Origin of the sequence: Amycolatopsis sp. NPDC026612 (assembly GCF_040638285.1) — a bacterium.
Lineage (GTDB): Bacteria > Actinomycetota > Actinomycetes > Mycobacteriales > Pseudonocardiaceae > Amycolatopsis.
The window spans coordinates 304,805-330,691 of the sequence record NZ_JBEZYB010000002.1 but is presented as its reverse complement, the minus strand read 5'-3'; the positions used below and the strand labels follow the sequence as shown (position 1 = coordinate 330,691).

Here is a 25,887-nt window from a genome sequence, read left to right as displayed (position 1 = left end):
CCCCCGGTTTCCACGCTACCGGAGGGCACCGACAGTTCCGGGCCTGCGACGACGAAGGCCCCCGCACCGGAAGTGCGAGGGCCTTCGTCGGTCAAGCGATCAGTCGAACGCCTTCGAGATCAGCGCCTTCTGCTCGACCTCGTGCACCTTCGACGAGCCGGCCGACGGGGCCGCCATCGGGCGCCGCGAGACGACCTGCAGGCCCGAGAGCACCTCCGGGAACTTCCGGGGCAGGTTCAGGCCGAAGAACGGCCACCCACCCTGGTTCTCCGGCTCCTCCTGGACCCACGCGACCTGCGTCGCGTTCGTGTACCGCTCCAGCGCCGCCAGCAGCTTCTTCTTCGGCAGCGGGTAGTACTGCTCGATCCGCACGATCGCGACGTCGTCGACCTCGCGCTTCGTCCGCTCCGCCACGAGCTCCCAGTACAGCTTCCCGGAGGTCAGCAGCACCTTGCGGATCTTCGCCGGGTCCGGGGTGACGTCGTCGATGACGGACATGAAGCGGCTTTCGCCGATGAAGTCCTCGACACCCGACGTCGCGGCCTTGTTGCGCAGCATCGACTTCGGCGTGAAGACGACCAGCGGCCGCTGGATGCCGTCGAGGGCGTGGCGGCGCAGCAGGTGGAAGTAGTTCGCCGGGGTGGACGGCACCGCCACCGTCATCGAGCCCTCCGCGCACAGCGAGAGGAACCGCTCGATGCGGCCGGAGGTGTGGTCCGGGCCCTGGCCCTCGTGGCCGTGCGGCAGCAGCAGCACGACGTCCGAGCGCTGGCCCCACTTGGCCTCGCCCGAGGAGATGTACTCGTCGATGACGGTCTGCGCGCCGTTGACGAAGTCACCGAACTGCGCTTCCCACATCACCAGTGACTCGGGGTTGGCCACCGAGTAGCCGTACTCGAAGCCGACGGCCGCGTACTCCGACAGCGCGGAGTCGTAGATCATCACGCGGCCCTGGCCGTCGGCCAGGTTCTGCAGCGGCGAGTACTCCTGGCCGGTCTTGCGGTCGATGAACACCGAGTGCCGCTGGGTGAACGTGCCGCGGCGCGAGTCCTGGCCGGACAGCCGGACCAGACGGCCCTCCATCGCCAGCGACCCGAACGCCAGCAGCTCGCCGAAGGCCCAGTCGATGTCGCCTTCGCGGGACATCTTGTGGCGGCGCTCCATCACCGGCTTGACGCGCGGGTGCGGCGTGAAGCCCTCGGGGACCTCGACGAACGCGTCGCCGATGTGCTCGATGACCTGGCGGTCGACCGACGTCTTCACCTTGGCGGGGACCTGCTGCTCCTCCTCGACGGAGGGGCTGGCCTTCGCCGGGTGCTTCTCCAGCTCCCGGACCTCGTTGAAGACGTGCTCCAGCTGGCTCGAGAAGTCGCGCAACGCGGCCTCGGCCTCTTCGACGGAGATGTCCCCGCGGCCGATCAGCGACTCGGTGTAGGTCTTCCGCACCGAACGCTTGGTGTCGATGATGTCGTACATCGCCGGCTGCGTCATCGAAGGGTCGTCGCCCTCGTTGTGGCCGCGGCGGCGGTAGCAGATCAGGTCGATGACGACGTCCTTGTGGAACGCCTGCCGGTACTCGACGGCCAGCTTGGCCACCCAGTGCGCGGCCTCCGGGTCGTCGCCGTTGACGTGGAAGATCGGCGAGCCGATCATCTTCGCGACGTCGGTGGCGTACTGGCTGGAGCGCGAGTGCTCCGGCGCGGTGGTGAAGCCGACCTGGTTGTTGACGATGACGTGCACGGTGCCGCCGGTGCGGTACCCGCGCAGCAGCGACAGGTTCAGCGTCTCGGCGACGACGCCCTGGCCCGCGAAGGCCGCGTCGCCGTGCATCAGAACGGGCAGCACGGTGTAGCCCTCGCCGCCCTTGTCGAGGATGTCCTGCTTCGCGCGGACGATGCCCTCGAGCACCGGGTCCACGGTCTCCAGGTGCGACGGGTTCGCGGTCAGCGACACCTTCGTCTCGCCGTCGCCGAACATGCGGAAGTACTTGCCCTCGGCGCCGAGGTGGTACTTCACGTCACCGGAGCCGTGCGCCTGGCCCGGGTCGAGGTTGCCCTCGAACTCCTGGAAGATCTGGCTGATCGGCTTGCCGACGATGTTGGCCAGCACGTTCAGCCTGCCGCGGTGCGGCATGCCGATGACGACCTCGTCGAGCTCGTGCTCGGCGGCCTTGTCCAGCAGTGTGTCGAGCAGCGGGATCGCCGTCTCGCCGCCTTCGAGGCTGAACCGCTTCTGGCCGACGTACTTGGTCTGCAGGAACGTCTCGAACGCCTCGGCGGCGTTCAGCTTCGAGAGCACGTACTTCTGGACCGCGGGGTCCGGCTTCTCGTGCGGGATCTCGACGCGCTCCTGGATCCAGCGGCGCTCCTCGGGGTCGAGGATGTGGGTGTACTCGATGCCGACCGTGCGGCAGTACGAGTTGCGCAGCACGCCCAGGATGTCGCGCAGCTTCATCCGCTCCTGGCCGGCGAAGCCACCGACCGGGAACTCGCGGTCGAGGTCCCAGAGGGTGAGTCCGTGGGACAGGACGTCCAGGTCCGCGTGGCTGCGCTGGCGGTAGTTCAGCGGGTCGGTGTCGGCCATCAGGTGGCCGCGCATCCGGAACGCGTCGATCAGCTCGATCACGCGGGCGGTCTTGTCGACCGGGCCGTCCGGGATGTCGGCGACCCAGCGGATCGGCTCGTACGGCAGGCGCAGGCTGGTGAAGACGTCGTCGTAGAAGCCGTCCTCGCCGAGCAGCAGCTGGTGGATGCGCTTGAGGAACTCGCCCGACTCCGCGCCCTGGATGATGCGGTGGTCGTAGGTCGAGGTCAGCGTCATGATCTTGCTGATGCCGAGGTCGACCAGGGTCTTCTCGCTGGTGCCCTCGAAGGCGGCCGGGTACTGCATGGCGCCGACGCCGATGATGGCGCCCTGCCCGGCCTGCAGGCGCGGCACCGAGTGGTTGGTGCCGATGCCGCCCGGGTTGGTCAGCGAGATCGTGGTGCCGGAGAAGTCGTCGGCCGTGAGCTTGTTGTTGCGGGCCTTCTTGACGATCTCCTCGTAGGCCTGCCAGAACTGCAGGAACGACATGTCCTCGACGGACTTGACCGAGGCCACGACGAGGTTGCGCGACCCGTCCTTGCCCTTCATGTCGATCGCGAGCCCGAAATTGACGTGCTCCGGCGTGATCGCGAACGGCTTCCCGTCGATCTGCTGGTAGTGCCGGTTCATGTTCGGGAAGTCCTTCAGCGCCCGCACCATGGCGTAGCCGATGAGGTGCGTGAAGGAGATCTTGCCGCCGCGCGTGCGCTTGAGGTGGTTGTTGATGACGATGCGGTTGTCCGCCATCAGCTTCGCCGGGACCGCGCGCACGCTGGTCGCGGTGGGGACGCTCAGCGAGGCGTCCATGTTCTTGGCGATGGCCGCCGCGGCCCCGCGGAGCTGCTTCGACTCCGGCTCTTCCTTGGCCTGCGGCTTGGCGTCGGCCTTCGGCTCGGCCTTCGCGGCCGGCTTCGGCGCCACCTGCTTAGGAGCTGCCTGCTTCGGGGCCGCCTTGGCGGGGGCCGGCTGGGTCGCCGGCGCCGTCGACGACTGCTTGGCAGCCGACTCCGCGTTCTGGACTGCCTTGGCCGAGGGCCGGCTCGCCTGACCGTTGGTGGCGGGCTTGGCTTCGGCCTGCTGCCGGGCGGTGTCCGCCTTGGCCTGGGCGCTCTGCGTCGGCTTGAAGTCCGCGAAGAAGTCGTGCCATGCGGCATCGACTGAAGAAGGGTCGGCGAGGAACTGGTCGTACATCTCTTCGACCAGCCACTCGTTGGGGCCGAACTGTGACGCAGGGCTGCTGCTGGACACGGCTGGGACTCGCCTCTATCCGTCTCGATCTCGATCTTGAATCCGCTGATGCGCCTACCAGGCTAACCCCCTCGGTGACCGCGATGTGATGGAACCAGGCTGTGTGAGGCGTGGCGCACTAGGGGATCGGTCACTGACTCGATCAAGATGTGCTAAGGGAACCTTAAGCCCTGGACCCGGTACAGCGTTTCCGGCGCCTCAGCCCGTCGCGTCGATGGCCTCGGCGAGGTCCGCGGGAAGGTCGTACGGCGGCTCGTGGGGGACCAGTTTGACGGCCTTGTGCAGCTGGTCCGTCGCCAGCAGCCCGGCGATGTCCCGCATCACCGGCGTGACGTCGGTGATCGCGGTGATCCACTCGTCGACGTAGTGGTCGACGGCCTCGCCGCTCAGCCCGATCTGGATGGCGCGGAAGTTCAGCGCGGTGTGGTCGAGATCTCGCTCGGGGTCCCACTGGATGCGGACCGGGCTGGTCTTGAGCTGCTGCTTCCAGGCCGCTTCGTCCTGGTCACGGCGGGGTTTGCTGAGCGCGGCGTTGGCGAGGGCCCACTCGAAGCCGCCGCGCGTGATGTCGATGGCCAGGACCCGCTCCTGGCCCGGCTTGCTCCCGTAGCCGCAGCGGTAGGCCATCCACCGGAACGACGGCTTGATCCACGTCATCCGGTCCCGCTTGAAGGGCTCGACGAACGTCTGCCGCTCGAGCGCGGCGTCGGCGATGGCGGGCGGGTAGGCCTGGTAGACCCGGACGGTGGTCCCGGTCTGCGCCGCGCGGATCTGCCGGTCGGGGACCCGCTTCTCTTCGAACATGCCCGTCATGCTCCCAGCGCCGCGGCCGCCCGGCCACGGGCTTTCGTGCGCAAGGAGGCATCTCGCGTGACTGGGGCCGGAACCCGCGTGACTGGGGCCGGAACCCGCGTGACTGGGGCCGGAACCCGCGTGACTGGGGCCGGAACTCGCGAGTTACGGGCCCGATCACGCGAGTTGCGGGTTCAGCCGAGGGACCAGAGGCGGGCGTAGTGGCCGTCGGCCGCCAGGAGCTCTTCGTGGGTTCCGGTTTCCGCGATCCGGCCGTGGTCCAGGACCACGATGCGGTCCGCGCGGGCCGCCGTGGCGAGGCGGTGGGCGACCACGAACGTCGTGCGGCGGTGGGCCACGTGCTCCGTCGCGCGGAGGACCGCTGCCTCCGTGGACGGGTCCAGGGCCGCCGTCGCCTCGTCGAGCAGCAGCACGTCCGGGTCGACCAGCTCCGCCCGGGCCAGCGCCACCAGCTGCCGCTGGCCCGCCGACAGCGAGCGGCCGCGTTCGCCCACCGGCTGCAGGAAGCCCGACGGCAGGGCGGCGACGCCGTCGAGCGCGCCGACCGCGCGGACCGCCGCCTCGACCTCCGCGTCGGAAGCCGCCGGGCGCCCGTACCGGACGTTGTCGGCGACCGTGCCCGAGAACAGGTGCGCCTCCTGCGGCACCACCCCCATCCGGCGCCGCATCCCGGCCAGGTCGTACTCGCGGACGTCGGTGCCGTCGATCCGGACCTCCCCGCCGGTGACGTCGTAGAAGCGCGCCACCAGCTTCACCGCTGTCGACTTCCCGGCGCCGGTCGCGCCGACGAGCGCGATCGTCTCGCCCGCCGCGACGTCCAGCGAGAACTGCTCCAGCGCCTTGTTCTCGGTGCCGGCGTAGGCGAAGTCGACCTCCTTGAACGACACTTCGCCGCGCAGCCGCGGCGGCATCGCCACCGGGTGCTCGGCCGCCGGCACCGAAGTCGGCGTCCGCAGCAGGTCGCCGATCCGGTTCAGGCCGACGCTCGCCTGCTGGTAGCCGTCGAACACCGCCGACAGCTGCTGGATCGGCGAGAAGAACTGCTGCAGGTACAGCAGGAACGCGAGCAGCACGCCGGCCGACAGCGTGCCCGCCGAGACGCGGTTCGCGCCCGCCACCAGCACCGTCGTCGTCGCCAGGTCCGACATCAGCGCCACCAGCGGGAAGTACGTCGCCACGTACCGCTGGGCCCGCAGCCGCGAGCGCCGGTAGTCGTCGCTGCGCGAAGCGAACGCCTCCGCGGAGCGGTCTTCGCGCGTGTACGCCTGCGCGACCCGCAACCCGCTGACGTTCTCCTGCATGTCCGCGTTCACGACGCTGACCCGCTCGCGGGCCTCGTTGTACGCCTTCGACGCCGACCGCCGGAAGATCACCGTGGCCACCGCCAGCACCGGCATCATCGCCAGCGCGTACAGCGCCAGCCCGGCGTCGGTGACCAGCAGCGCGGCGGTGATCCCGGCCAGCGTCAGCGCGCTGACCACCGCGGTGGCGAGCCCGGTCTGCAGGAACGTCGACAGCGCGTCGACGTCCGTCGTCATCCGGGTCATGATCTTCCCGGACAGTTCCCGCTCGTAGTAGTCGAGCCCGAGCCGCTGCAGGTGCGCGTAGCTGCGGACGCGCAGCGCGTACAGGACTGTTTCGCCGACCCGCGAAGTCAGCCGCGTCTGCGCGAACACCACCAGCCAGTCGGCCGCGATCACCAGGGCGCCGATCCCGGCGGCGAGCCAGATCATCCACTCGACGCCCGCGCGGACACCGTGGTCGACGCCGAACTGGTACAGCCCCGGCAGCGCGATCGACGCCAGCGCGTCCGCCGCCACCAGCCCGATCACCAGGGTCAGCGGCCGGCGGACCGGGCGCAGCAGCCCGGCCAGCCGGAACTTCGGGTCGGGCGCGGTGACGTCCACGCCGGGCAGCAGCGGCTCGTCCACCGCGGGCGGGAGCTTGCGCACGCCCTCGATCAGCTCCGGCGTCGGCGGCACGTCCAGACCGCCGCCGCCGCCGACGCCTCCGCCGACGAACCCGCTGCTGTTCGGGTTGCCGCTGCGCATCCGCGCGGCTTCGGCCAGCGCGTCGACTTCGTCGCGGCTCTCGTCCCGCGGCCACAGCGCCGGGGTGACCCCGCCCGGGCCGCGGTCGAGACCCTCGCAGCGGTGTTTCTCTTCGACGTCGTCGCCCGGGCCCGCCACCAGCTCGCGGAACAGCGGGCAGCGCGCCATCAGCTCGGCCTCGGTGCCGACGTCGACGACCCGGCCTTCGTCCAGCACCGCGATCCGGTCGGCCAGGGCCAGGGTGGACCGCCGGTGCGCGATCAGCAGGGTGGTCCGGCCCGCGGTGACCGACCGCAGGGTGTCGTGGATCGCCGCCTCGGTGACGGTGTCGATGGCCGAGGTCGCGTCGTCGAGGAGCAGGATCCGCGGGTCGGTGATCAGGGCCCTGGCCAGCCCGAGCCGCTGCCGCTGCCCGCCCGATAGCGTCAGCCCGCGCTCGCCGACCAGCGTGTCGTAGCCCTCCGGCAGCGCGCGGATGAAGCCGTCGGCCTCCGCGGCTCTGGCCGCCGCGACGATCTCTTCCTCGCTCGCGTCCGGCCGGCCGTAGGCGATGTTGTCCCGGATCGACGAGGAGAACAGGAACGCCTCTTCGAACACCACGCCGATCGCCTGCCGCAGCTGCCGCAGCGGGACGTCCCGGATGTCGAGGCCGCCGACCCGCACCGCACCCGCGTGCACGTCGTAGAACCGGGGCAGCAGCAGCGAGATCGTGGACTTCCCGGAGCCCGCGGTGCCGACCAGCGCGAGGGTTTCGCCGGGGTTCGCGGTGACCGAAAGGCCGTCCAGCACCGGTTCGCTGCGGGTGTAGCCGAACCGGACGCCGTCCAGCTCGATGCCGAGCGGCCCGGCAGGCAGCGGCCGTGCGTCCGGGGCATCGGCGACCTCCGGCTGCGCGTCGATCAGCTCGTACACGCGCTCGGCGCCGGCGCGGGTCAGCTGGGCCTGCACGACCAGGCCGGACAGCATCCGGGCCGGCCCGATCAGCGTCGCGAGGTAGGTCGCAAAGGCGAGGAACGTGCCGAGGGTGATGGACCCGTTCAGCGCGAGGACACCACCGATGCCGAGCACGGCGACCTGGCCGGCGGCGGGCAGGGCGGCGGTGGTCGCCGTCGGGACCGCCGACAGCTTCGCCGCGCGAAGCCGCTCCCCGAACAACTTGCGCGCGGTTCCTTCCAGCTTCGAGACTTCCCGCGTCTCCTGGCCGAAGCCCTTGACCACCCGGACGCCGGTGACGGTCTCCTCCACCTGCTGCGCGACGTCCGCGGCGCGCTGCTGCGCCGACCACGTCGCCGGGAACAGGCGCTTGCGGCTGCGCGCCACGATGATGCCGACCGCGGGCGTGACGACCAGCGCGATCAGCGTCAGCACCGGGGACAGCCACAGCATCGCGACGAACGACAGCAGCGCGAAGACCACCGAGCCGAACGACAGCGGGACCTGCATCAGGATGCCGGTCACCAGCTGCAGGTCGGAGATCGCCCGCGAGGCCACCTGGCCGGTGCGCAGGGCGTCCTGCTTGCCGCCGTCCAGCCGCGAAACGGCGTTGAAGACGCGCTGCCGCAGATCGTGCTGGACGTCGAGGGCGAGCTTCCCGCCGAGGTAGCGGCGCGCGAACGCGGTGCCGAACGCGACCAGCTGCAGCGCCACCAGGAAAACGGCGATCCCCGGCAGCCCGCCCGTCTGCCCGGCCACCGCGTCGTCCACCGCCGTGCGCACCAGCAGGGGGGTCACGGCCTGCACGCCGACGCCGAACGCGGCGGCCAGCAGCGACAGCACGACGAGCACGCGGTGCTCCCACGCCGCGGCGGACAGCCGGCGGATCCAGCCGGGAGTCTCGGTGGGTGGGAGCTCTTGACGGGAGCGGGGCGGAGCGACGGTCACGTTGTGACAGTAAGCGCCACCACCGACAAAATATTTCCTCGAACACCAAGAAGGCCACCTCGAGCTGCTCGAGGTGGCCTTCGCGGACTGCCGGGACTACGTGATGTCGCGCTTCTGGTTGCCCGCCCAGCCGAGACCGAAGAAGACCATCGTCCACGCGAGGAAGATCAGCGCCGAAGCCCACCACGAGAGCACGCCGGGTGCGCCCGCCGTCAGCTGCAGCACCAGCTGCGAACCGGAATCCACGCTGCTCGGCAGGTCGAGCGAGTTGAACCCGAAGGCGTCCGCCGCGATGCCGCCGACGATCCCGTTCGCGGTGCCGTTCGGCAGGATCCCGCCGAGGATGCGGACGTCGCCCCAGCCCCAGAACGCGATCACCAGAACGTTCTCCAGGATCAGGAACCACACCATCAGCAGCACGACGGCCAGCGGAACGCTGCGCAGCACCGCGCCGAACCCGATGCCGAACAACGTCACCAGGACCGCGGCCAGCACCGTCCCGCCGAGCGCGGCCAGCCACTGGCCCGCCGACGGCCAGCGGCCCGCGTCGACCGACGCCATGACCGCGAGCGCCGAGACGCCGAAGCTGACCACGCCGTAGATGGCGCCCCACGCGGCGTACGTCAGCATCTTCGCCGTCAGCGCCGAAATCCGGTTCGGCGCGGTCAGGAAGGTTGTCGTGATCGTCTTGCTGCGGTACTCGCCGGCCAGCGCGAAGACACCGAACAACGCCGGCACGAGCTGCGCGATGTTGACGCCGTGCGCCAGCGCCAGCAGGCCCACCGGGATCTTGTCCGGGTCGAGGCCGATCATGTCACTGACCTGCCGGGCGTCCTTCGACCCCAGGAAGTCCGCGAAGTCGTTCGTGAGGCTGCCCCACGCGAAGGTCAGCCAGAACGCCACCAGGGCCAGCGGGATCAGCAGCACCCACCACGTGTTCAGCGAGAGCGTCTTGCGGAACTCCGCCTTGATCAGGTTGCCCATCACTGCTGCGGTCCTCCCCAGTACTGCTGCTGCTGTTGCTGCTGCGGGCCCGACGGCGGGCCCTGCGGGTAGTACTGCTGCTGCGGCGGGTAACCGGGCGGTGGGCCCTGCTGGTACGGCGGCTGCGGCGGCGGGTAGCCCGGCGCGCCCCCGGTGTACTGACCCTGCGTCAGCTGGAAGAACATCCGCTCCAGATCGGCGTGCTCCTCCTGCATCCCGTAGACCGCGATCCCGGCCTTCGCGGCCAGGTCACCGATCTGCTGGACGCTCGACCCGGCGACCGCGACCCGGCCGTCCGGCGTCGGCGACACCTGCTGGATCCCGTTCTCCTGCAACGCCTTCACCAGCGCCGCCGGATCCGCGGGCTGCACCAGCACCCGCGACTGCTGACCCTTGCGCAGCTGATCCAGCGGACCGTAGTACCGCGTGACGCCCTGGCTGATGATCACGACCTGATCGATCAGCTGCTCGACCTCGTTCAGCAGGTGGCTCGACACCAACACCGTCCGCCGCTGCTCCCGCGCGTAGGCGCGCAGGAAGTTGCGCAGCCAAAGGATCCCTTCGGGATCCAGGCCGTTCGTCGGCTCGTCGAGCACCAGCACCTGCGGGTCGCCCAGCAACGCCGTCGCCAGCGCCAGCCGCTGCCGCATGCCGAGCGAGAACCCGCCCGCCTTCCGGTCCGCGGCACTGCCCAGGCCCACCAGGCCCAGCACCTCGTCCGCGCGCTGGTCCGGCACGCCGATCGCCGCCGCGTACACCCGGAGGTGGTTGCGCGCCGTCCGGCCCGGGTGGAACCCCTCGTTCTCCAGGACCGAGCCCACCACCCGCGCCGGATTCCCCAGCTGCGAGTGCGGCCGCCCGTTGATCATCGCCGTCCCCGACGTGGGTGTCACCAACCCGAGCACCATGCGCAACGTCGTCGTCTTACCGGCGCCGTTCGGGCCGAGAAAGCCCGTCACCGACCCCGGTTCGACCGTGAAACTGAGGTTCTGCACGGCGTTCACCGCGCCGAACTGCTTGCTCAGGTTCTGCACCACAATCCGGCCACTGCCGTCGTGCATACCGTCCCCTAACGTTCCCCGCTGATGCGGCGTCATCCTGCCCTACCGGCGAGGCTCGCGCGCAAGGAACGCCCGAGAGCGACCTTCGTCACTTTCCGCTACCGCCGGTACCGCTCCCGGCGCCCTGACCAGAGGATTCATGAGCGCCGGTCAGATCAACCCGGTAAAGAATTCGTGTGACTTGCCGACCCGGTGCAGCGAACTCCGCCCCAGCCCTCTAAGCTAAGAGGCGGCGGCCCGCTCCCAGTGACCCCCAGGCTGGTTGAGCGGGTCGCCCTCGAATTCGCTTCGCTTCTTCTCACCTCGTATTACCCGGGGGCCGAGCCCCCGGACCCCCCACGGTGCCTCCTGCGCAGCTTCCAGCGGTGACGTGGTCGGTTTGTGCTTCTAGCGCTGGGTGAGGTGGGTTCCGCTTCCAGCGTTGGCGTGGTCGGTTTGTGCTTCTAGCGCTGGGTGAGGTGGGTTCCGCTTCCGGTGTTGGCGTGGTCGGTTCGGTGCGGCGTTGACTTGGGGTTGTGGGATCGTTGCGCGATGCGGATCTTGCTCGTTGAAGATGAACGGCGGCTGGCCGAGGCGCTGCGGGCCGGCCTTGTTGCCGAAGGCTATGCCGTTGATGTGGCCCACAACGGGCGGGATGCCGTCTGGCTCGCCGGGGAACACCCCTACTCCGCCATCGTTCTCGACATCATGTTGCCGGGCCTCAACGGCTACCGCGTCTGCCGGCGGCTGCGGGAGCAGGGGAACAGCACGCCCATCCTGATGCTCACCGCCAAGGATGGCGAGGACGACGAGATCGAGGCGCTCGACACCGGGGCCGACGACTTCCTGCCCAAGCCCTTTTCCTACGGTGTCCTGCTTTCGCGGCTGCGCGCGCTCATCCGGCGTGGTGGAGCCACCCGGGCGGGGGTCATCAAACTGGGGGACCTCGAGCTCGACCAGGCCGGCCGCACCTGCCGGCGCGGCACGGCCGACATCACGCTCACCGGCAAGGAATTCGCCCTGCTCGCCTACCTCATGCAACGGCCGGGGCAGGTCGTCACCAAAGCCGAACTGCTCGACAACCTCTGGGACTTCGCCGCCGGTGCGACCGCCAACCTGGTCGAGGTGCACGTCAGCGCGCTTCGGCGCAAGATCGACGTCCCGTTCGGTGCCGAGACCATCCGGACGGTCCGCGGAGCCGGTTACCACGTGGTGACGGCGGGTGCCTAGCTTCTGGCGCTCCACCCGCTTCCGCGTCGCGGTCACGGCCTTCGCGGCGTCCGCCGTGGCGCTCGGGGCGGTGTCGGTCTGGTTCGTCCTCCAAGCTCAGAGCCGCCTCGAGAACGCCGCCGCCCAGCTCGCCGACGCCCACGCCGACGCCATCGTCCAGCTGCTGAACACCGGCGCCCGGCCCGCCGACCTGACGCTGCTCGTGCGCGATTCGATCTACGAGGTCACCGACAAATCGGGCCACCGGCTCGTGTCCTGCCCGGTGCTGCGCGGAACGACCCTGGCCGCCTACGACACCGAGGTCACCCTGCGGCCGTACGAGATCGACCGGGCCGCCTTCGCGTCCGTCGGCTGCGCGCCCGAGCTGCGCGGACTCGACGACGACCTCACCGTGCACGTCGTCCACGACACCAGCGGCGACAGCAAGTACGACGTCTTCGCGGGCGCGCAGATCGACCCCGAAGGGCAGGCGGCGGCCGACTCCGTCCGCACCGTGCTCACGTTCGGTGTCCCGCTGGTCGCGCTGCTCATCGGCGTGATCGCGTGGCTCGCCGTCCGCCGGTCACTGCGCCCGGTCGAGGCCATTCGCGGCGAGGTCGCCGAGATCGGTGCCCACGACCTGAGCCGCCGGGTCCCGGCCCCGCGCACCGGCGACGAGATCGCGCGCCTCGCCGGAACCATGAACACCATGCTCGCGCGGCTCGACGAGGCCGTCACGCGGCAAAGCCGGTTCACCTCGGACGCGTCGCACGAGCTGCGCACCCCGCTCGCGTCGCTGCGGACCCAGCTCGAAGTGCTCCTGGCCCACCCCGACCGGCTCGACTGGCGCCGGTCCTGTGAGAACGCGCTGCTCGACGTCACCCGGCTGCAGGACCTCGTCGCCGACCTCGTGCTGCTCGGCAAGCTCGACCACGCCGGCGCCGGCCGGCCGGCCCCCGTCGCACTGTCCGAAGTGGTCGCCGCCGTCGTGGCCGGCCGGAGCGGGATCGACGTCGAGGTCACCGGGACGCCCGCGGTGCGGGGTCACCGGTCGCGGCTCGAACGGCTCGTCCGCAACCTCGTCGACAACGCGCAGCGGCACGCCGCCTCCCGCGTCGCCGTCACGGTGTCCGCAATGGACGGACAGGCGGTGCTGACGGTCGAAGACGACGGGCCGGGCATCCCCGACGCGGACCGGGAGCGGGTCTTCGACCGGTTCGTCCGGCTGGACGATGCCCGCGACCGCGACGAGGGCGGTTCGGGGCTGGGCCTGGCGATCGTCGCCGACATCGCCCGTGCCCACGGCGGCACGGCCGTGGTCGAGGGCGGGAGCCGGTTCGTCGTCCGGATCCCCGAGCTGAAGCCGTCTTAAGCCCGCTTCAGGCTCGGTTCAGCGGGCAAGATCGACGCTGCGGGCATGCAGATCTCCTGGCGGCCGCTCGACCACGCCGAATACCGCGCCTCCTCGTGGTTCCCCGGCCTGACCGGCCTGCGCGCGCTCGCCGCGCTGGCCGTCGTGTTCTTCCACTACGGCGGGCCGGCCGCCGACCCGCTGCAGGGCTGGATCGCCGTCCAGCTGTTCTTCGTGCTCTCCGGCTTCCTCATCACGACGCTGGCGCTGCGCGAAGAGGACCGCACCGGCCGGGTTTCGCTGCGCGGCTTCTCCGTCCGGCGCGCCTTCCGGATCATGCCGGTGTACTTCCTGCTGCTCGGCCTGACTTCGCTGGCCGTCACGCTCGCGGGGACGTACCAGAGCAGCAGGCTCGCCGACGCGATGCCGTTCTACCTGGTCTTCGGCAACGAACTCGTCGACTACAACACGCCGTACCCGACCTCCTGGTCGCTGGGGGTGGAGGAGAAGTTCTACCTCGTCTGGCCCGCGCTGCTCGTGCTGACGTCGTTCGCGAAGACCGGGAAGACCGCGCTGCGCCTGGTGATCGCCGGGAGCGTGGTGGCCGGTGTCCTGTTCGGAGCGTTGCCGCTCGCGCCTTCGCAGCAGTGGGCGAGTCTCAGCGTGCACTACTGCTCGCTGGTCGTCGGCTGCCTGCTCGCGCTGGCGCTGCACCACCCGCGCGGGTTCGCCGTGTTCCGGCCGCTGACCAGCCCGGCCGCGGCGGTCCTGGTGGCGCTCGGGTTCGGCGTGCTGCAGCTGTCGGTCAAACCGCTCGGGCAGCAGCTCGGCGGGCACTGGCAGTTCGTCGTCCCGGTCTACGCGGCGGGCTCGGCGCTGCTGCTCGTCGCGGTGGTGTCGGCGGGCCCGGTCCGGCGGCTGCTCTCGAGCCGCCCGCTGACGTACCTCGGTGACCGGTCGTACGCGCTCTACCTCGCCCAGACCGGCGCCGCGGGCGTGACGGGCCTGGTGTTCCCGACGGGGCTCGGCAAGGCCGTCGCGACGGCCGCCGTCGCGCTGCTCTTCGCGTGCGCGCTGCGGCGGTGGGTCGAGCTGCCCTCGATCGCCTTCGGGCGGCGTTTCCTCGAAAAGGGGGAGCGGGCTCCTGCCGCGGTGCGACAGGAACCCGCTCGGGGGAAATGAGGTCAGGCGAGGACGGTGTCCAGCGGCGTGTGCGGCAGGTCGTGGGCCACCGCGACCGGGCCGTTCGTCAGGGCGCCCGCGTGCGTGTTGAGGCCCTTCGCCAGTGCGGCGTCGGCCTGCAGCGCGGCCTTCCAGCCGTGCTCGGCGAGCTGGACCGCGTAGGGCAGCGTGACGTTCGTGAGGCCGTAGGTCGACGTCCGGGGCACCGCGCCCGGCATGTTCGCGACGCAGTAGAAGAGCGACTCGTGCACGGTGTAGGTCGGGTCGTCGTGCGTGGTGGGGCGCGAGTCGGCGAAGCAGCCGCCCTGGTCGATCGCGATGTCGACGAGCACGCTGCCCGGCTTCATCCGGGAGACGAGCTCGTTCGAGACCAGCTTCGGCGCCTTCGCGCCCGGGACGAGCACCGCGCCGATGACCAGGTCGGCCTGCAGCACGGACTCCTCGACCGACAGCCGGTTCGACGTCACCGTGCGGATGCGGCCGCCGAAGTCGTGGTCGATCTGGCGCAGGCGGTCGACGTTGGTGTCCAGGATCTCGACGTCCGAGCCGAGGCCCAGCGCGACGCGGGCGGCGTTGAGGCCCGCGACACCGCCGCCGATGACGACGACCCGCGCCGGGTGCACGCCGGGGATGCCGCCGGGCAGGACACCGCGCCCGCCGCTCGGCTTCATCAGGGAGAACGCGCCGACCTGCGGGGCCAGCCGGCCGGCGACCTCGGACATCGGGGCGAGCAGGGGGAGGGCGCCGGAGGCCGTCTGCACGGTCTCGTAGGCGATCGCGGTGGTGCCGGCGGCCAGCAGCGCGTCGGTTAGCGGGCGGTCGGCGGCGATGTGCAGGTAGGTGAACAGCACCTGGTCGGCGCGCAGCCGGGGGTACTCCTCGGCGATCGGCTCCTTGACCTTGAGGACGAGCTCGCCCTCGGCCCAGGTCTCCTCGGCGGTGGCGAGGACCTTCGCCCCGGCGGCGACGTACTCGTCGTCGGTGATGGACGAGCCGACGCCGGCGCCGGTCTCGACGAAGACGTCGTGCCCGCGGCCGACCAGCTCGTGCACCCCGGCCGGGGTCAGCGCGACCCGGTATTCGTGCTTCTTGATCTCACGGGGAACGGCGATACGCACGGTCGGCCTCCTGGGTCGGTCCGCGTCCGGGATCGGGGCGGTGTTGCCACTCACGGTGAACCACCCGGACGGCGGTGTCATCGTGCTAAGCGAACAGTTTCCGAGCATATTCGTAGTGCCGAGCGGACAGGGTCCTTGACTTCGACTTCACTTGAAGTTGCACCGTCGGAGGATGCGTGCGGTGTGGTTGAGAGAGTTCGGCGGGCCGGAAGTCCTGGTCCCGGGAGAAGCGCCCGACCCGGTCGCCGGACCGGGGCAGGTGCTGGTGGAGGTGGTGTTCGCGAACGTCACGTTCGTGGAGACGCAGATCCGGGCGGGCGCTCGCGGGCCGTTCCGGGCTTCGCTGCCGGTGATCCCGGGCAACGGCGTCGGCGGCGTGATCAGCGCGGTCGGTGCGGGGGTGGACCCGGGCCTGGCGGGACAGCGGGTGGTCACGTCGACCGGCGGGTCCGGCGGCTACGCCGAGCGCGTCGCGGTCGACGCGGCGGCGGTGTTCGCGGTGCCGTCCGAGCTCCCGCTCGACGCGGCGGTGGCGGTGCTCGCGGACGGCCGGACGGCCACCGGCCTGGTGCGGGCCACCGGGGTGCGTCCGGGCGACCGGGTCCTGGTGGAGGCGGCGGCGGGCGGGGTCGGCGGCCTGCTGGTGCAGCTGGCGAAGGCGGCGGGCGCGTCGGTGGCCGGTGCGGTGGGCGGCCCGGCGAAGGTGGCCCACGTGCCGGGGGCCGACCTGGTGGTCGACTACCTGCAGCCGGATTGGCCGTCGGCGGTGGGCGAGGTGGACGTCGTCTTCGACGGCGTGGGCGGGGCGATCGGCACGGCGGCGTTCGGGCTGGTGCGCCCGGGCGGCCGGATGGCGGTGTACGGGCTGGCCGGCGGGTCGTGGGCGGAAGTGTCCGAAGAGGACGCCGCGGCCCGTGGAGTTTCGCTGGTGCGGTCGATCGGGGGGCCGGAGGAGCTGCGGGCGTTCACGGAGTCGGCGCTGGCGGAGGCGGCGGCGGGCCGCCTGGTGCCGGTGATCGGGCAGCGCTTCCCGCTGGCGAAGGCGGCCGACGCCCACGCGGCGATCGAATCGCGCGCCACGGTGGGGAAGACGCTGCTGGTCGCCTGAAACGCGGCAAGGCCACCTCGAGCCGAGGTGGCCTTGCCGGGTTTCGCCGCGGGAGCGGACGTCAGGCGCGGTACGCCGTCCAGGAGCTCTGCATCCGCGAGGCCTGGCCCGCGGTGAACTCGTACATGCAGCTGTCGTAGCTGTAGTCCATGAAGTTGTGGACCGGGTCCTTGCCCGTCGAGGTGCAGGTGTCCTTGTTCGCCGGGCAACCGGACGTCGCCGTCGATTCGGCCGGGGTGTCCGACACGTAGTCGCCCGAACCGGAGCAGCCGCCCTGGAACGTGTGGTACAGCCCCATCCAGTGGCCGACCTCGTGGGTGGCCGTGTCGCCCTCGTTGTAGTTCGCCGCCGACCGGCCGGGCAGCGACTCGTCGAGGATGACGACGCCGTCCAGCTTCGGCTGCGAGCTGTAGTTCGACGGGAACGTCGCCCAGCCGAGCAGGTCGTCGCCGAGGCTGGCGGTGTAGATGTTCAGCGCGTTCTTGCTGCCCTTGCGCAGCGAGTTCTTCATGTTACGCTCGGCCGAGGTGCCGTCGGTGATGCCGTTGTACCAGGTGGAGTTGTTGGTGTAGTCGGTGCTCACGAGCGAGAAGCTGAAGCCGCTCGACGCGTAGGCGCTGTTCAGGACCGAGATCTGCTTGCTGATCGTCGACGCGGGGAGGTTGCCGGTCGAGCCGCTGGTGATCACGTGGAAGTAGACCGGGATCGACACGGCCGCCGCTTCCGCCGCACGCGCGGTGCGCTTGCCGGCGAGCTTGCTCTGCATGTCCGCTTCGATGCGGGCCGCCTCCGCCGGGGACACCGAGTCGGCGTGGCCGTCCTTGCTGCGGTCCGCGGCGTGGGCGGGGGTGAAGCAGTCGCCGCTCGGCGCCGCGACGGCGCTCCCGGCAGTGGTGCCCGGGGCGACGAGGGCGACCAGGGAGAGTGCGGACACCGCACCCAGCTTGACGGCGTGGGCGAACCGCTCCGAACTGCTCATGGAGAACTCCTCTTGCAACGACCCGGCTACCGCGGGTGGTGAAGAGAAAATGCGGCATACGATCTTCGGAATCCACCATCTTTCGGCTGGAAAAGACATTCCGAACGATCGGCGCGATCCATGCGGAGTAACGCATAAGCCCGAGGCTGGGCCGAATGGCCCAATCAGCTCCAGCGCACGGCGACCAGCTGGGTGAGCAGCGCCAGCCGGACGTCGGGGTCGTCGAGGTCCAGCGGCACCAGTTCGAGGAGCTTCCGCATCCGGTACCGCAGGGTGTTCGGGTGGATCCGCAGCTCCCGCGCCGCCGCCCGCGGGTCGCCGGGGTGCCGCAGCCACTCGTAGAGCGTCTCGACGTAGCCGGCCTTGCCCGTTTCGTCGTGCGCGCGCAGGGTGCTCAGCGGACCGAGGTCGGCGACCTTCGCCGCGGCCGCCGCCGTCGCGCCGCGGTGCAGCGTCAACGCCGTCCAGGCTTCGTCGAAGGCGATCACGCGCTCGTCGAGGATTTCGGCGCGCAGCAGGCCGAGTGCTTCGTCGGCCTGGGCACGCGACATCGAGAGGTCGCCGATCTCGCCGGGTGAGCCCGCCGCCGCTCGCGGGGCTCCACCGCGCCGGGACGCCGGTTGCGCCGCCAGCGCCTGCCGCAGCTCGGCCCAGCCGCCCGGGCCCGGCCGGTCCGGCACCACGGCGTAGAGCAGCCCGGCGAGCTCGGTCGCCACCGGACGGCTGCCGATGCCCTGGGAGATCCGTTCGAGCATGGCCAGCCGCAGGCCCTCGGCGTCGCGCCCGTCGCCGCCGGTGACCTCGATGACGACCACGCGGTGCGGCTCGTCGGACAGGTCCAGCTCGGCCATCGCCTTGCGCGCGTTCGCCCGGCCTTCGAGCACCGCGCGCAGCAACTCGGCCGACGCGCGGCGCTGCGCGTCGGTGTGCGCGCGCCGCCGCAGCAGGTGCAGCGCGACGACCGGGGCGGCGTCGGCGAACGCGGCCGCGCGCTCGTCGGACACCGGCCCGGCGACCACCGCCCACATCGACCCGAGCAGCTCGCCGCCCATCCGGATCGGCACGATCAGCCGCGGCAGCGTGCCGTCGCGCTGGGCCGGGACGAAGATCGTCTGCCGTCCACGGGACAGCTCGCGGAACACCCCGCGCGACCGGAACCGGGCGAGGACGTCGTCGGGGATGCGGCGGCCCATGATCGTGGCGACGCGTGCGGGGTCGGTCAGGTCCTGGCGGGCGGAGTAGGCGAGCACGCGCGAGTTGGTGTCCTCGATGGTCACCGGCGCGTCGACGACGCTCGCGACGGCGTCGGCGAGCCGGAACAGGTCGCCGGAACCGGGGTCGAGGTCGTCCGACTCGTCGGCGAAGGCGTCGAGGACGGTCCGCAGCAGCCAGACGAGCTGCGCCCACGACGTCGCCGCGTGCACCTGGATCAGCGCGATCCCGCTGGCTTTCGCGGCCCGTTTCACCGCCGGTTTCGCGGCCAGCGGCGGCTTGAGCAGCACGGCGGCGGCGCCCTGCCCGGCGCTCTGCTTCACCAGCTCGGCGGCGTCTTCGGGGCCGGTCGTGGCGACGCCGAGCACGAGGTCACCGGCGGACAGGGTGAGGGCACCGCCGGGTTCGGCGATGACGACGTCGGCGACCGCGGGGGAGTCTTCGGGCACCTGGAGCGCGTGGAGCAGCGTCGGCCCCACCCGGTCGACCACGCTGCGCACCGAAACCACGGGATCATTCTCGCCGAGGGACCGCTTCTCCGCCCGGGCGGCTCACCGGGGTGCGCCGGCCCGCGATCGGCGCGGACGGGACAGGACCGCGGTCAGGACCCGCCCCAGCTCGCCCGCCGGGTCTTCGGCCGGCTCCGGGGAGCGCCACGCGACGATGCCGTCCGGACGCACCAGCGCAGCGCCACCCGCCGACAGGCCGTACCGGGAGGCGAACGCGTCGCCGTCGATGGCGTGGCAGTCGAGGCGCACGCCCAGTTCGGCCGCGATGTCCGCCGCGGCAGGCTGCCACCGCGTGCGGTCGCCGGCGCACAGCAGCACCCAGGAGTGGCCCAGCAAGTCCACTGTGGACGCCATGATCGGCGCCCGGAAGCCGGGCCGCCCGGTCGGGGAGTGGACGTCCTCGACGCGCTCGCCGTCGTCCGGCTCCTCCGAGCGGACCGCCGTCGAGCGGTAGCGGAAGCCGAGGAGGATCGCGAGCTGGTCCTCGGCCTTCGTCAGCCCGGAGACGTCGAGATCGGGGTGCATGCGCTGCTTCATGTTGTGCAGCGACGTGTCGATGACCATCCGCGCGATCGGCTTCCGCTCGGCTTCGTAGGTGTCGAGCAGCGCCGGACCCGCTTCCCCGCGCAGCACCGCGGCGAGCTTCCACGCGAGGTCCGCGGCGTCGCCGACCGCCGTGTTGCCGCCCATCCCGCCGGTCGGCGGCGTCACCTTCGCCGCGTCGCCGATCAGGAAGACCCGCCCGGCGCGGAACCGGTCGGCGAGCCGCGCGGCGATCTCCCACGAACCGGTCCAGACGATCTCCGGTTCCAGCTCCGGCAGGTCGGTGGCGGCGCGGATCATCGCGACGAGCCGGTCGTGGGTGAAGTCGGCCGGGCTTTCGCCGCGGTCCGGGAAGTAGTCCGGCGCGAAGACGTACCGGTTCGGCCGGTCGGTGTTGACGAACCCGGCGGTGAAGTCCGGGTGCTGCAGGTAGAACAGGTCGGACCCGCCGGCCTGGACGCGGTCGCCGAGATCGGCGTCGAACACCACGCCGAGGCAGTGGCTCAGCGCGTCCATCCCGGTGGTCCCGATGCCGAGCCGCTGCCGGATCCCGCTGCGTCCGCCGTCGGCGGCGACGACGTAGTCCGCGCGCACCACCGTCTCCTCGCCGGTGTCGCGGTGGCGCAGCGTCGCCGTGACGCCGTCGTCGTCCGGCGCCAGGTCGGTCAGTTCGGTTCGGAACGCCACCCGCGCGCCCGCTTTCTCCGCGTGCGCCAGCAGGATCGGCTCCACGACGTCCTGGCCGGCCATGCCCGCGGGCAGCGTCGTCGCGGCCGAGACGTCGAACTCGCTGCCGTCCTGGACGAGCCGGTGCAGCACCCGGCCGGCCAGGCTGGTCGCGACGGTGATCCGCAGCCCCTGCGACGCCCGCGGGCTCGCCGCCAGCACCTCACGGTCGATTCCCGCCCAGTGGAACAACTCCATCGTCCGCCAGTTCTGCCCGGCGGCGCGCGAGTGGACCGACGTCCCCGCGTGCCGCTCGACGGCCAGCACGTCCACCCCCGCCTGCGCCAGGAACATCGACGCCGACAGTCCGCCCAGCCCCGCCCCGACGACCAGTACCTGCACCCGCTCCGCCACGACTACCTCCACGTCCGTGAATCTCTTTGGTTAAGTATCTTAGACACAGAGAGACTAAATAGCCAAGGGGAGTCGGCTCCCAGGAGGTGGGACGGGTTGGGTAGGCCGTTCGGCGCAAGTAGGTTCGTCCTGGCAGCCCCTTCACGAATCCCTTGAGCCGCAAGGAGAAAAACTGATGGCCGAGACTTCGGCGTGGTCCTTCGAGACCAAGCAGATCCACGCGGGCGCCGCGCCGGACCCGGCCACGGGGGCGCGGGCGACGCCGATCTACCAGACGACGTCGTACGTCTTCCGTGACAGCCAGCACGGCGCCGACCTGTTCAGCCTCGCCGAACCCGGCAACATCTACACGCGGATCATGAACCCGACCCAGGACGTGCTGGAGCAGCGGCTCGCGGCGCTGGAGGGCGGCGTCGCGGCGCTGGCGTTCGCGTCCGGCTCGGCCGCGACCACGGCGGCGATCCTGAACCTCGCCGGCGCGGGCGACCACTTCGTCTCGAGCCCGTCGCTCTACGGCGGCACCTACAACCTCTTCCACTACACGCTGCCGAAGCTCGGCGTCGAGGTCACCTTCATCGACGACCAGGACGACCTGGAGCAGTGGCGCGCCGCCGTCCGGCCGAACACCAAGCTGTTCTTCGCCGAGACGCTGGCCAACCCGGGCAGCAACGTCCTCGACATCCGGGGGGTCGCCGACGTCGCGCACGAGGCCGGCGTCCCCCTCGTCGTCGACAACACCGTGCCGACGCCGTACCTGGTGCGCCCGATCGAGCACGGCGCCGACATCGTCGTGCACTCCGCGACGAAGTACCTCGGCGGCCACGGGACCACGGTGGCCGGGGTGCTGGTCGACGGCGGCACGTTCGACTTCGGCAAGGACCCGGCGAAGTTCCCGGGCTTCAACGAGCCGGACCCGAGCTACCACGGCCTCAAGTACTGGGAGGCGCTCGGCCCTGGCGCGTACGCGGCGAAGGCGCGCGTGCAGATCCTGCGCGACACCGGCGCGGCGATCGCGCCGTTGAACAGCTTCCTGATCCTGCAGGGCATCGAGACGCTGTCGCTGCGCCTCGAGCGGCACGTGGCGAACGCGCAGGCGCTGGCCGCGTGGCTCGAGCAGCGCGACGAGGTCGAGAAGGTCTACTACGCCGGCCTCCCGTCGAGCCCGCACTACGCCAACGCGCAGAAGTACCTTCCACGCGGCGCGGGCGCGGTGCTGTCCTTCGACCTGCGCGGCGGCGTCGCGGCGGGCCGGAAGTTCGTCGACGGCACCGAGCTGCACAGCCAGCTGGTGAACATCGGCGACGTCCGCAGCCTGATCGTGCACCCGGCGTCGACCACCCACAGCCAGCTGACGCCCGAGGAGCAGCTCTCCAGCGGCGTCACGCCCGGGCTGGTCCGGCTCGCCGTCGGGCTGGAAGGCATCGAGGACCTCAAGGCGGACCTGGAGGCCGGCTTCCGGGCGGCCAAGGCCGACCTGTGACGGCTGCTTCCGGCACCGGCGCCTGGCGGATCGGTGATCCGCCGGGCCGCCGGAAGTTCGTCACCGGCCCCGGCGCGCTCGCGCTGGAGGCCGGTGGCGTGCTGCCCGGCTTCACCCTCGCGTACGAGACGTGGGGGACGCTCGACCCGGACGCGTCCAACGCGATCCTGGTCGAGCACGCGCTGACCGGCGACAGCCACGCGGCCGGACCGGCCGAGCCGGGGCACCCCGGCGCGGGCTGGTGGGACGGGCTGATCGGACCCGGGAAGGCCGTGGACACGAACGAGTTCTTCGTCGTGGTCCCGAACGTGCTGGGCGGCTGCCAGGGCTCGACCGGGCCGTCGTCGCTCGCGCCGGACGGGCGGCCGTGGGGCAGCCGGTTCCCGGTGGTGACGGTGCGGGACCAGGTCGCTTCGGAGGCGGTACTGGCGGACGCGCTCGGCATCGACCGCTGGGCGGCCGTCGTCGGCGGCTCGATGGGCGGGATGCGTGCGCTGGAGTGGGCGGTTTCGCTGCCCGCACGCGTGGCTTCACTGCTGGTGCTGGCGTCGACCGCGCGAGCGTCGGCCGAGCAGATCGCGTGGGCGTCGCCGCAGCTGCACGCGATCCGCAGCGACCCGTCCTTCCACGGCGGTGACTACTACTCGGCGCCTTCGGGGCCCGATGCCGGGCTCGGCATCGCCCGCCGGATCGCGCACGTCACCTACCGCAGTGAACCCGAGCTGGCCCAGCGGTTCGGCCGCTTTCCGCAGGACGGGGAAGATCCCCTGCGCGGCGGCCGGTTCGCCGTCGAGTCCTATTTGGACCATCACGCGGAGAAGCTGGCGCGCCGCTTCGACGCGAACAGCTACCTGGTGCTGACCGAGTCGATGAACACCCACGACGTCGGCCGCGGCCGCGGCGGCGTGGCGGCGGCGCTGGGCCGGGTGACGGCGCGGGCGGTGATCGGCGGCGTCGACAGCGACCGGCTCTACCCGCTGTACCAGTCGGCGGAGATCGTGGCCGGGATCCCCGGTGCGCCGGAGCCGTCGGTCGTGTCGTCGCCGTACGGCCACGATTCGTTCCTCATCGAAACCGGCCAGATCGCCGCCCTGGTGAAGCACCTGCTGGGTTAGGCCGCCAGCGCCCCAATGTGGCCTTGGGTGCGTTGAGCGCACCGAAGGCCACATTGGGGCGCTTGAGGCTCTAGTCCGAGACGGCTTCGGAAATCCAGGGCGCCACCGGCAGGTCGCGGTCGAGGCACTCCGCCGACAGCCGGATCGTCCAGCGCAGGGCCTGCAGGACGAGGCTGTCGACCTCGTCCGGTGCCGCGTTGGCCAGGGCGATCTCGACCTGCTCCTGCGCGGCTTCGGTGTTGCCGTGCACCTCCGCGAGCAGCGTCCGGACCGCGGTCCGGACCGGCGGGTCGGCCTGGTCGATCGAGACCTCTTCGCCGTCCTCGTCGAACACCTGAACCTTCACCGGGGCGCTGCCCCCGTCACCGAGGGTGGAGACCATCGCGCTGCACTCGCCGAAGAGCAGCAGCATCAGGGCCTTCGTCTCGTCCGCGCGGCCCTGCGGCTCGGCGGCCGACGGGGCGACCTCGCCCAGTGCTTCGGCGTCGTCACCGAGGCTCAGCGCGGTCAACGCGCGCTGAGCCTTCTCGACGAGCCGGCGCTCCTGCTCGCTCCAATCGGGGTCCACGTGCCCCATCAAACACCAGCGACGGCCCTTGTGGGGATACCTTGATCCGGGATGGTCATCCGGCCGCGCGGAGGGCACCCAGCGCGAGCCGGCAGAGCAGTTCGGCCAGCTCACCGTCACCGAGATGGCGGTTGTACGGGGTCGAGTTGATCAATCCGAACACGGCGTGTGCCGCCGACCGCGCCTGCCGTTCGCCCAGCTCCGGGACCGCTTCGCGGATCACGCGCACCCACACCTCGACGTACTGGCGCTGGAGCGCGCGCACCTGTTTGCGGTCGGTGTCGGTGAGGTTGGCGAGGTTGCGTTCCTGGACGGTGATCAGGGCGGGGTGCTCGAGCGCGAAGTCCACGTGGAACCGCACGAGCCCGCTCAGCGTGGCGTCGGGGTCACCCGGCCGGCTCGCCCGCGCCGTGCCGCCGTCGAGCAGGTAGCGGCTGATCGAGTTCAGCATTTCGCCGAGGATCGCGTCCTTGCTGCGGAAGTGCCGGTAGAGCGCCGGGCCGGAGATGCCGACCGCGGCGCCGATGTCGTCGATGCCGACGCCGTGGAAGCCGTGGTGGGCGAACAGCTCGGCGGCCGCGGACAGGATCTGTTCGCGCCTGTTCGCCTTCTCGCCGTTCACGAGAGGGGTCGGGTTGGCCGGCATCCGGCCATATTAGTGGGCCAGGTTAGCGAGCGCTAACGTCCCGTCCCTCCGGGTCTGTGGCCGGTTGCGGTGGCTTCGGGGTCCTTGCGCCGCACCGGACCTGCGGGTTCGGCGGAAGTGGTGGATTCACTCGAATGGCTGCAACTTGTCATTTTCCGGCTCCCTCCTTCCGATGTGGGCCGAGTGGGTACCTACCGTCACCTAGGGGTTCCTTGTGAGGCTTCCACCTGCTGTCCTATTTGGGTCGGCCCTGTCACAAAGGAGTGACCCATGGCTGTTCCCATCCGTAAGTTCCGGCGTTCCCTCCTACGGTTGAGCACGGCCCTGGGGGCCGTTGTCCTTGCTTCTCTCGGCGTCACCGGCCTCGCTCAAGCCGCCGGGACCGTCTATGCCGCGCTCGGCGACTCCTACTCCTCGGGGGTCGGAGCCGGCAGCTACGGCAGTTCCGGGAGCTGTTACCGCAGCTCCAAGGCCTATCCGCAGCTGTGGGTCAACGCCCACAGCGGAACCTCGTTCACGTTCCTCGCCTGCTCCGGCGCCCGCACCGGGGACGTGATCAACCAGGCGAACTCGATCCCCGCGGGGACGACGCTCGTCACGGTGACCGTCGGCGGGAACGACGCCGGCTTCGCCGACGTCATGCAGTCCTGCACCCTGGGCAGTGACTCCGACTGCGTCAGCCGGGTCAACACGGCGAAGACGTACATCAACACCACGCTGCCGTCCCTGCTGACCAACACCTACAACGCGATCAAGGCCAAGGCGCCCGGGGCTCGCCTCGTCGTCCTGTCCTACCCGCGCTTCTACACCGTGCCCGGCTCGTGCTGGGTGGGGCTGAGCGACACCAAGCGCTCGGCGATCAACTCGGGTGCCGACGCGCTCGCGTCGGTCGCCCAGCAGCGCGCCGCCTCGGGCGGGGCGACGTTCGTCGACGTCCGGTCGTCGTTCGCCGGGCACAACATCTGCTCGTCGGCCGACGACTACCTGCACAGCCTGACCTGGCCGGTGATCGAGTCGTACCACCCGACCGCGGCCGGCCAGTCCGGCGGCTACTACGCCCCGCTGCGGACGGCGATCGGCTGACTGCCGCTCGAGCTCGGGAAGGCCACCCCGGTCCGCCGGGGTGGCCTTTCCGCGGTCCGTGACTGGACACTCAGGTTAGCGGTCGCTAACATCGAGCCGGAGGT

The 25,887-nt window shown here is 71.1% G+C and carries 18 protein-coding genes; 7 read left to right on the top strand and 11 right to left on the bottom strand.

Going from position 1 to position 25,887, the window contains the following annotated elements:
* Positions 1-99 precede the first annotated feature (99 nt).
* From AB0F15_RS03875 to AB0F15_RS03855, 5 genes are all read right to left on the bottom strand, one after another.
* On the bottom strand, positions 100-3,831 hold the full coding sequence (locus AB0F15_RS03875) for a multifunctional oxoglutarate decarboxylase/oxoglutarate dehydrogenase thiamine pyrophosphate-binding subunit/dihydrolipoyllysine-residue succinyltransferase subunit (RefSeq protein ID WP_360264695.1): 3,732 nt from the start codon (positions 3,829-3,831) through the stop codon (positions 100-102).
* A gap of 198 nt (positions 3,832-4,029) precedes the next feature.
* Positions 4,030-4,635, bottom strand: coding sequence for a DUF4291 domain-containing protein (locus AB0F15_RS03870; RefSeq protein WP_360264692.1), 606 nt, complete (start codon positions 4,633-4,635; stop codon positions 4,030-4,032).
* 182 nt (positions 4,636-4,817) lie between these two features.
* Positions 4,818-8,576: an ABC transporter ATP-binding protein gene (locus AB0F15_RS03865; RefSeq protein ID WP_360264689.1), complete on the bottom strand. Its 3,759-nt coding sequence runs from the start codon at positions 8,574-8,576 to the stop codon at positions 4,818-4,820.
* Positions 8,577-8,672: 96 nt separating this feature from the next.
* Positions 8,673-9,560, bottom strand: coding sequence for an ABC transporter permease subunit (locus tag AB0F15_RS03860; RefSeq protein WP_360264686.1), 888 nt, complete (start codon positions 9,558-9,560; stop codon positions 8,673-8,675).
* The gene (locus AB0F15_RS03855; protein ID WP_360264683.1) at positions 9,560-10,621 is read right to left on the bottom strand and encodes an ABC transporter ATP-binding protein; all 1,062 of its coding nucleotides are present in this window, start codon (positions 10,619-10,621) and stop codon (positions 9,560-9,562) included. The genes AB0F15_RS03860 and AB0F15_RS03855 overlap by 1 nt, the downstream gene beginning before the upstream one ends.
* Positions 10,622-11,152: 531 nt before the next feature.
* On the opposite strand from AB0F15_RS03855, the gene AB0F15_RS03850 reads away from it, so the two are divergent.
* The 3 genes from AB0F15_RS03850 to AB0F15_RS03840 are packed head-to-tail and all read left to right on the top strand — an operon-like array spanning position 11,153 to position 14,342.
* The gene (locus tag AB0F15_RS03850) at positions 11,153-11,830 is read left to right on the top strand and encodes a response regulator transcription factor (RefSeq protein ID WP_360264681.1); all 678 of its coding nucleotides are present in this window, start codon (positions 11,153-11,155) and stop codon (positions 11,828-11,830) included.
* Positions 11,823-13,181, top strand: a complete 1,359-nt coding sequence (locus AB0F15_RS03845) for an ATP-binding protein (RefSeq protein ID WP_360264678.1) — start codon at positions 11,823-11,825, stop codon at positions 13,179-13,181. The genes AB0F15_RS03850 and AB0F15_RS03845 overlap by 8 nt, the downstream gene beginning before the upstream one ends.
* 45 nt (positions 13,182-13,226) lie before the next feature.
* Entirely contained in the window at positions 13,227-14,342 is a 1,116-nt protein-coding gene (locus tag AB0F15_RS03840; RefSeq protein WP_360264675.1) for an acyltransferase, read from the top strand.
* Positions 14,343-14,344: 2 nt separating this feature from the next.
* Here AB0F15_RS03840 and ald read toward each other — a convergent pair whose 3' ends face one another.
* Complete coding sequence (gene ald / locus AB0F15_RS03835) at positions 14,345-15,460, bottom strand: alanine dehydrogenase (protein WP_360264672.1); 1,116 nt, start codon at positions 15,458-15,460, stop codon at positions 14,345-14,347.
* 172 nt (positions 15,461-15,632) lie between these two features.
* On the opposite strand from ald, the gene AB0F15_RS03830 reads away from it, so the two are divergent.
* On the top strand, positions 15,633-16,568 hold the full coding sequence (locus AB0F15_RS03830; RefSeq protein ID WP_360264669.1) for a zinc-binding dehydrogenase: 936 nt from the start codon (positions 15,633-15,635) through the stop codon (positions 16,566-16,568).
* 61 nt (positions 16,569-16,629) lie between these two features.
* On the opposite strand, the gene AB0F15_RS03825 is transcribed toward AB0F15_RS03830, so the two are convergent.
* The 3 genes from AB0F15_RS03825 to rdmE all read right to left on the bottom strand — a co-directional run bounded on the left by AB0F15_RS03825 (position 16,630) and on the right by rdmE (position 20,903).
* The gene (locus tag AB0F15_RS03825; protein WP_360264666.1) at positions 16,630-17,547 is read right to left on the bottom strand and encodes a zinc metalloprotease; all 918 of its coding nucleotides are present in this window, start codon (positions 17,545-17,547) and stop codon (positions 16,630-16,632) included.
* A 164-nt stretch (positions 17,548-17,711) separates the two neighbouring features.
* On the bottom strand, positions 17,712-19,268 hold the full coding sequence (locus AB0F15_RS03820) for a helix-turn-helix domain-containing protein (protein WP_360264663.1): 1,557 nt from the start codon (positions 19,266-19,268) through the stop codon (positions 17,712-17,714).
* 42 nt (positions 19,269-19,310) lie between these two features.
* Positions 19,311-20,903, bottom strand: a complete 1,593-nt coding sequence (gene rdmE, locus AB0F15_RS03815) for an aklavinone 12-hydroxylase RdmE (RefSeq protein ID WP_360264660.1) — start codon at positions 20,901-20,903, stop codon at positions 19,311-19,313.
* Between the two features lie 163 nt (positions 20,904-21,066).
* On the opposite strand from rdmE, the gene AB0F15_RS03810 reads away from it, so the two are divergent.
* Positions 21,067-22,371, top strand: a complete 1,305-nt coding sequence (locus AB0F15_RS03810) for a bifunctional o-acetylhomoserine/o-acetylserine sulfhydrylase (protein ID WP_360264658.1) — start codon at positions 21,067-21,069, stop codon at positions 22,369-22,371.
* A complete protein-coding gene (locus tag AB0F15_RS03805) occupies positions 22,368-23,486 on the top strand; it encodes a homoserine O-acetyltransferase (RefSeq protein ID WP_360264654.1) in 1,119 nt (372 codons plus the stop codon). Before AB0F15_RS03810 ends, AB0F15_RS03805 begins: the two co-directional genes overlap by 4 nt.
* Positions 23,487-23,556: 70 nt before the next feature.
* On the opposite strand, the gene AB0F15_RS03800 is transcribed toward AB0F15_RS03805, so the two are convergent.
* Both AB0F15_RS03800 and AB0F15_RS03795 read right to left on the bottom strand, forming a co-directional pair.
* Complete coding sequence (locus tag AB0F15_RS03800) at positions 23,557-24,063, bottom strand: hypothetical protein (RefSeq protein ID WP_360264651.1); 507 nt, start codon at positions 24,061-24,063, stop codon at positions 23,557-23,559.
* A 46-nt stretch (positions 24,064-24,109) separates the two neighbouring features.
* Entirely contained in the window at positions 24,110-24,700 is a 591-nt protein-coding gene (locus AB0F15_RS03795; protein ID WP_360264648.1) for a TetR/AcrR family transcriptional regulator, read from the bottom strand.
* 312 nt (positions 24,701-25,012) lie between these two features.
* Here AB0F15_RS03795 and AB0F15_RS03790 point away from each other — a divergent pair, with 312 nt between their 5' ends.
* A complete protein-coding gene (locus AB0F15_RS03790; RefSeq protein WP_360264645.1) occupies positions 25,013-25,783 on the top strand; it encodes an SGNH/GDSL hydrolase family protein in 771 nt (256 codons plus the stop codon).
* Positions 25,784-25,887: the final 104 nt, after the last annotated feature.

What these genes read in the sequence shown, in the direction of transcription:
- AB0F15_RS03870 (WP_360264692.1), bottom strand. Translation starts at nt 4,635, where the DNA reads ATGTTCGAAGAGAAGCGGGTCCCCGACCGGCAGATCCGCGCGGCGCAG.
- AB0F15_RS03860 (WP_360264686.1), bottom strand. Translation starts at nt 9,560, where the DNA reads ATGGGCAACCTGATCAAGGCGGAGTTCCGCAAGACGCTCTCGCTGAAC.
- AB0F15_RS03855 (WP_360264683.1), bottom strand. Translation starts at nt 10,621, where the DNA reads ATGCACGACGGCAGTGGCCGGATTGTGGTGCAGAACCTGAGCAAGCAG.
- AB0F15_RS03850 (WP_360264681.1), top strand. Translation starts at nt 11,153, where the DNA reads ATGCGGATCTTGCTCGTTGAAGATGAACGGCGGCTGGCCGAGGCGCTG.
- AB0F15_RS03840 (WP_360264675.1), top strand. Translation starts at nt 13,227, where the DNA reads ATGCAGATCTCCTGGCGGCCGCTCGACCACGCCGAATACCGCGCCTCC.
- AB0F15_RS03830 (WP_360264669.1), top strand. Translation starts at nt 15,633, where the DNA reads ATGCGTGCGGTGTGGTTGAGAGAGTTCGGCGGGCCGGAAGTCCTGGTC.
- AB0F15_RS03825 (WP_360264666.1), bottom strand. Translation starts at nt 17,547, where the DNA reads ATGAGCAGTTCGGAGCGGTTCGCCCACGCCGTCAAGCTGGGTGCGGTG.
- AB0F15_RS03810 (WP_360264658.1), top strand. Translation starts at nt 21,067, where the DNA reads ATGGCCGAGACTTCGGCGTGGTCCTTCGAGACCAAGCAGATCCACGCG.
- AB0F15_RS03800 (WP_360264651.1), bottom strand. Translation starts at nt 24,063, where the DNA reads ATGGGGCACGTGGACCCCGATTGGAGCGAGCAGGAGCGCCGGCTCGTC.
- AB0F15_RS03795 (WP_360264648.1), bottom strand. Translation starts at nt 24,700, where the DNA reads ATGCCGGCCAACCCGACCCCTCTCGTGAACGGCGAGAAGGCGAACAGG.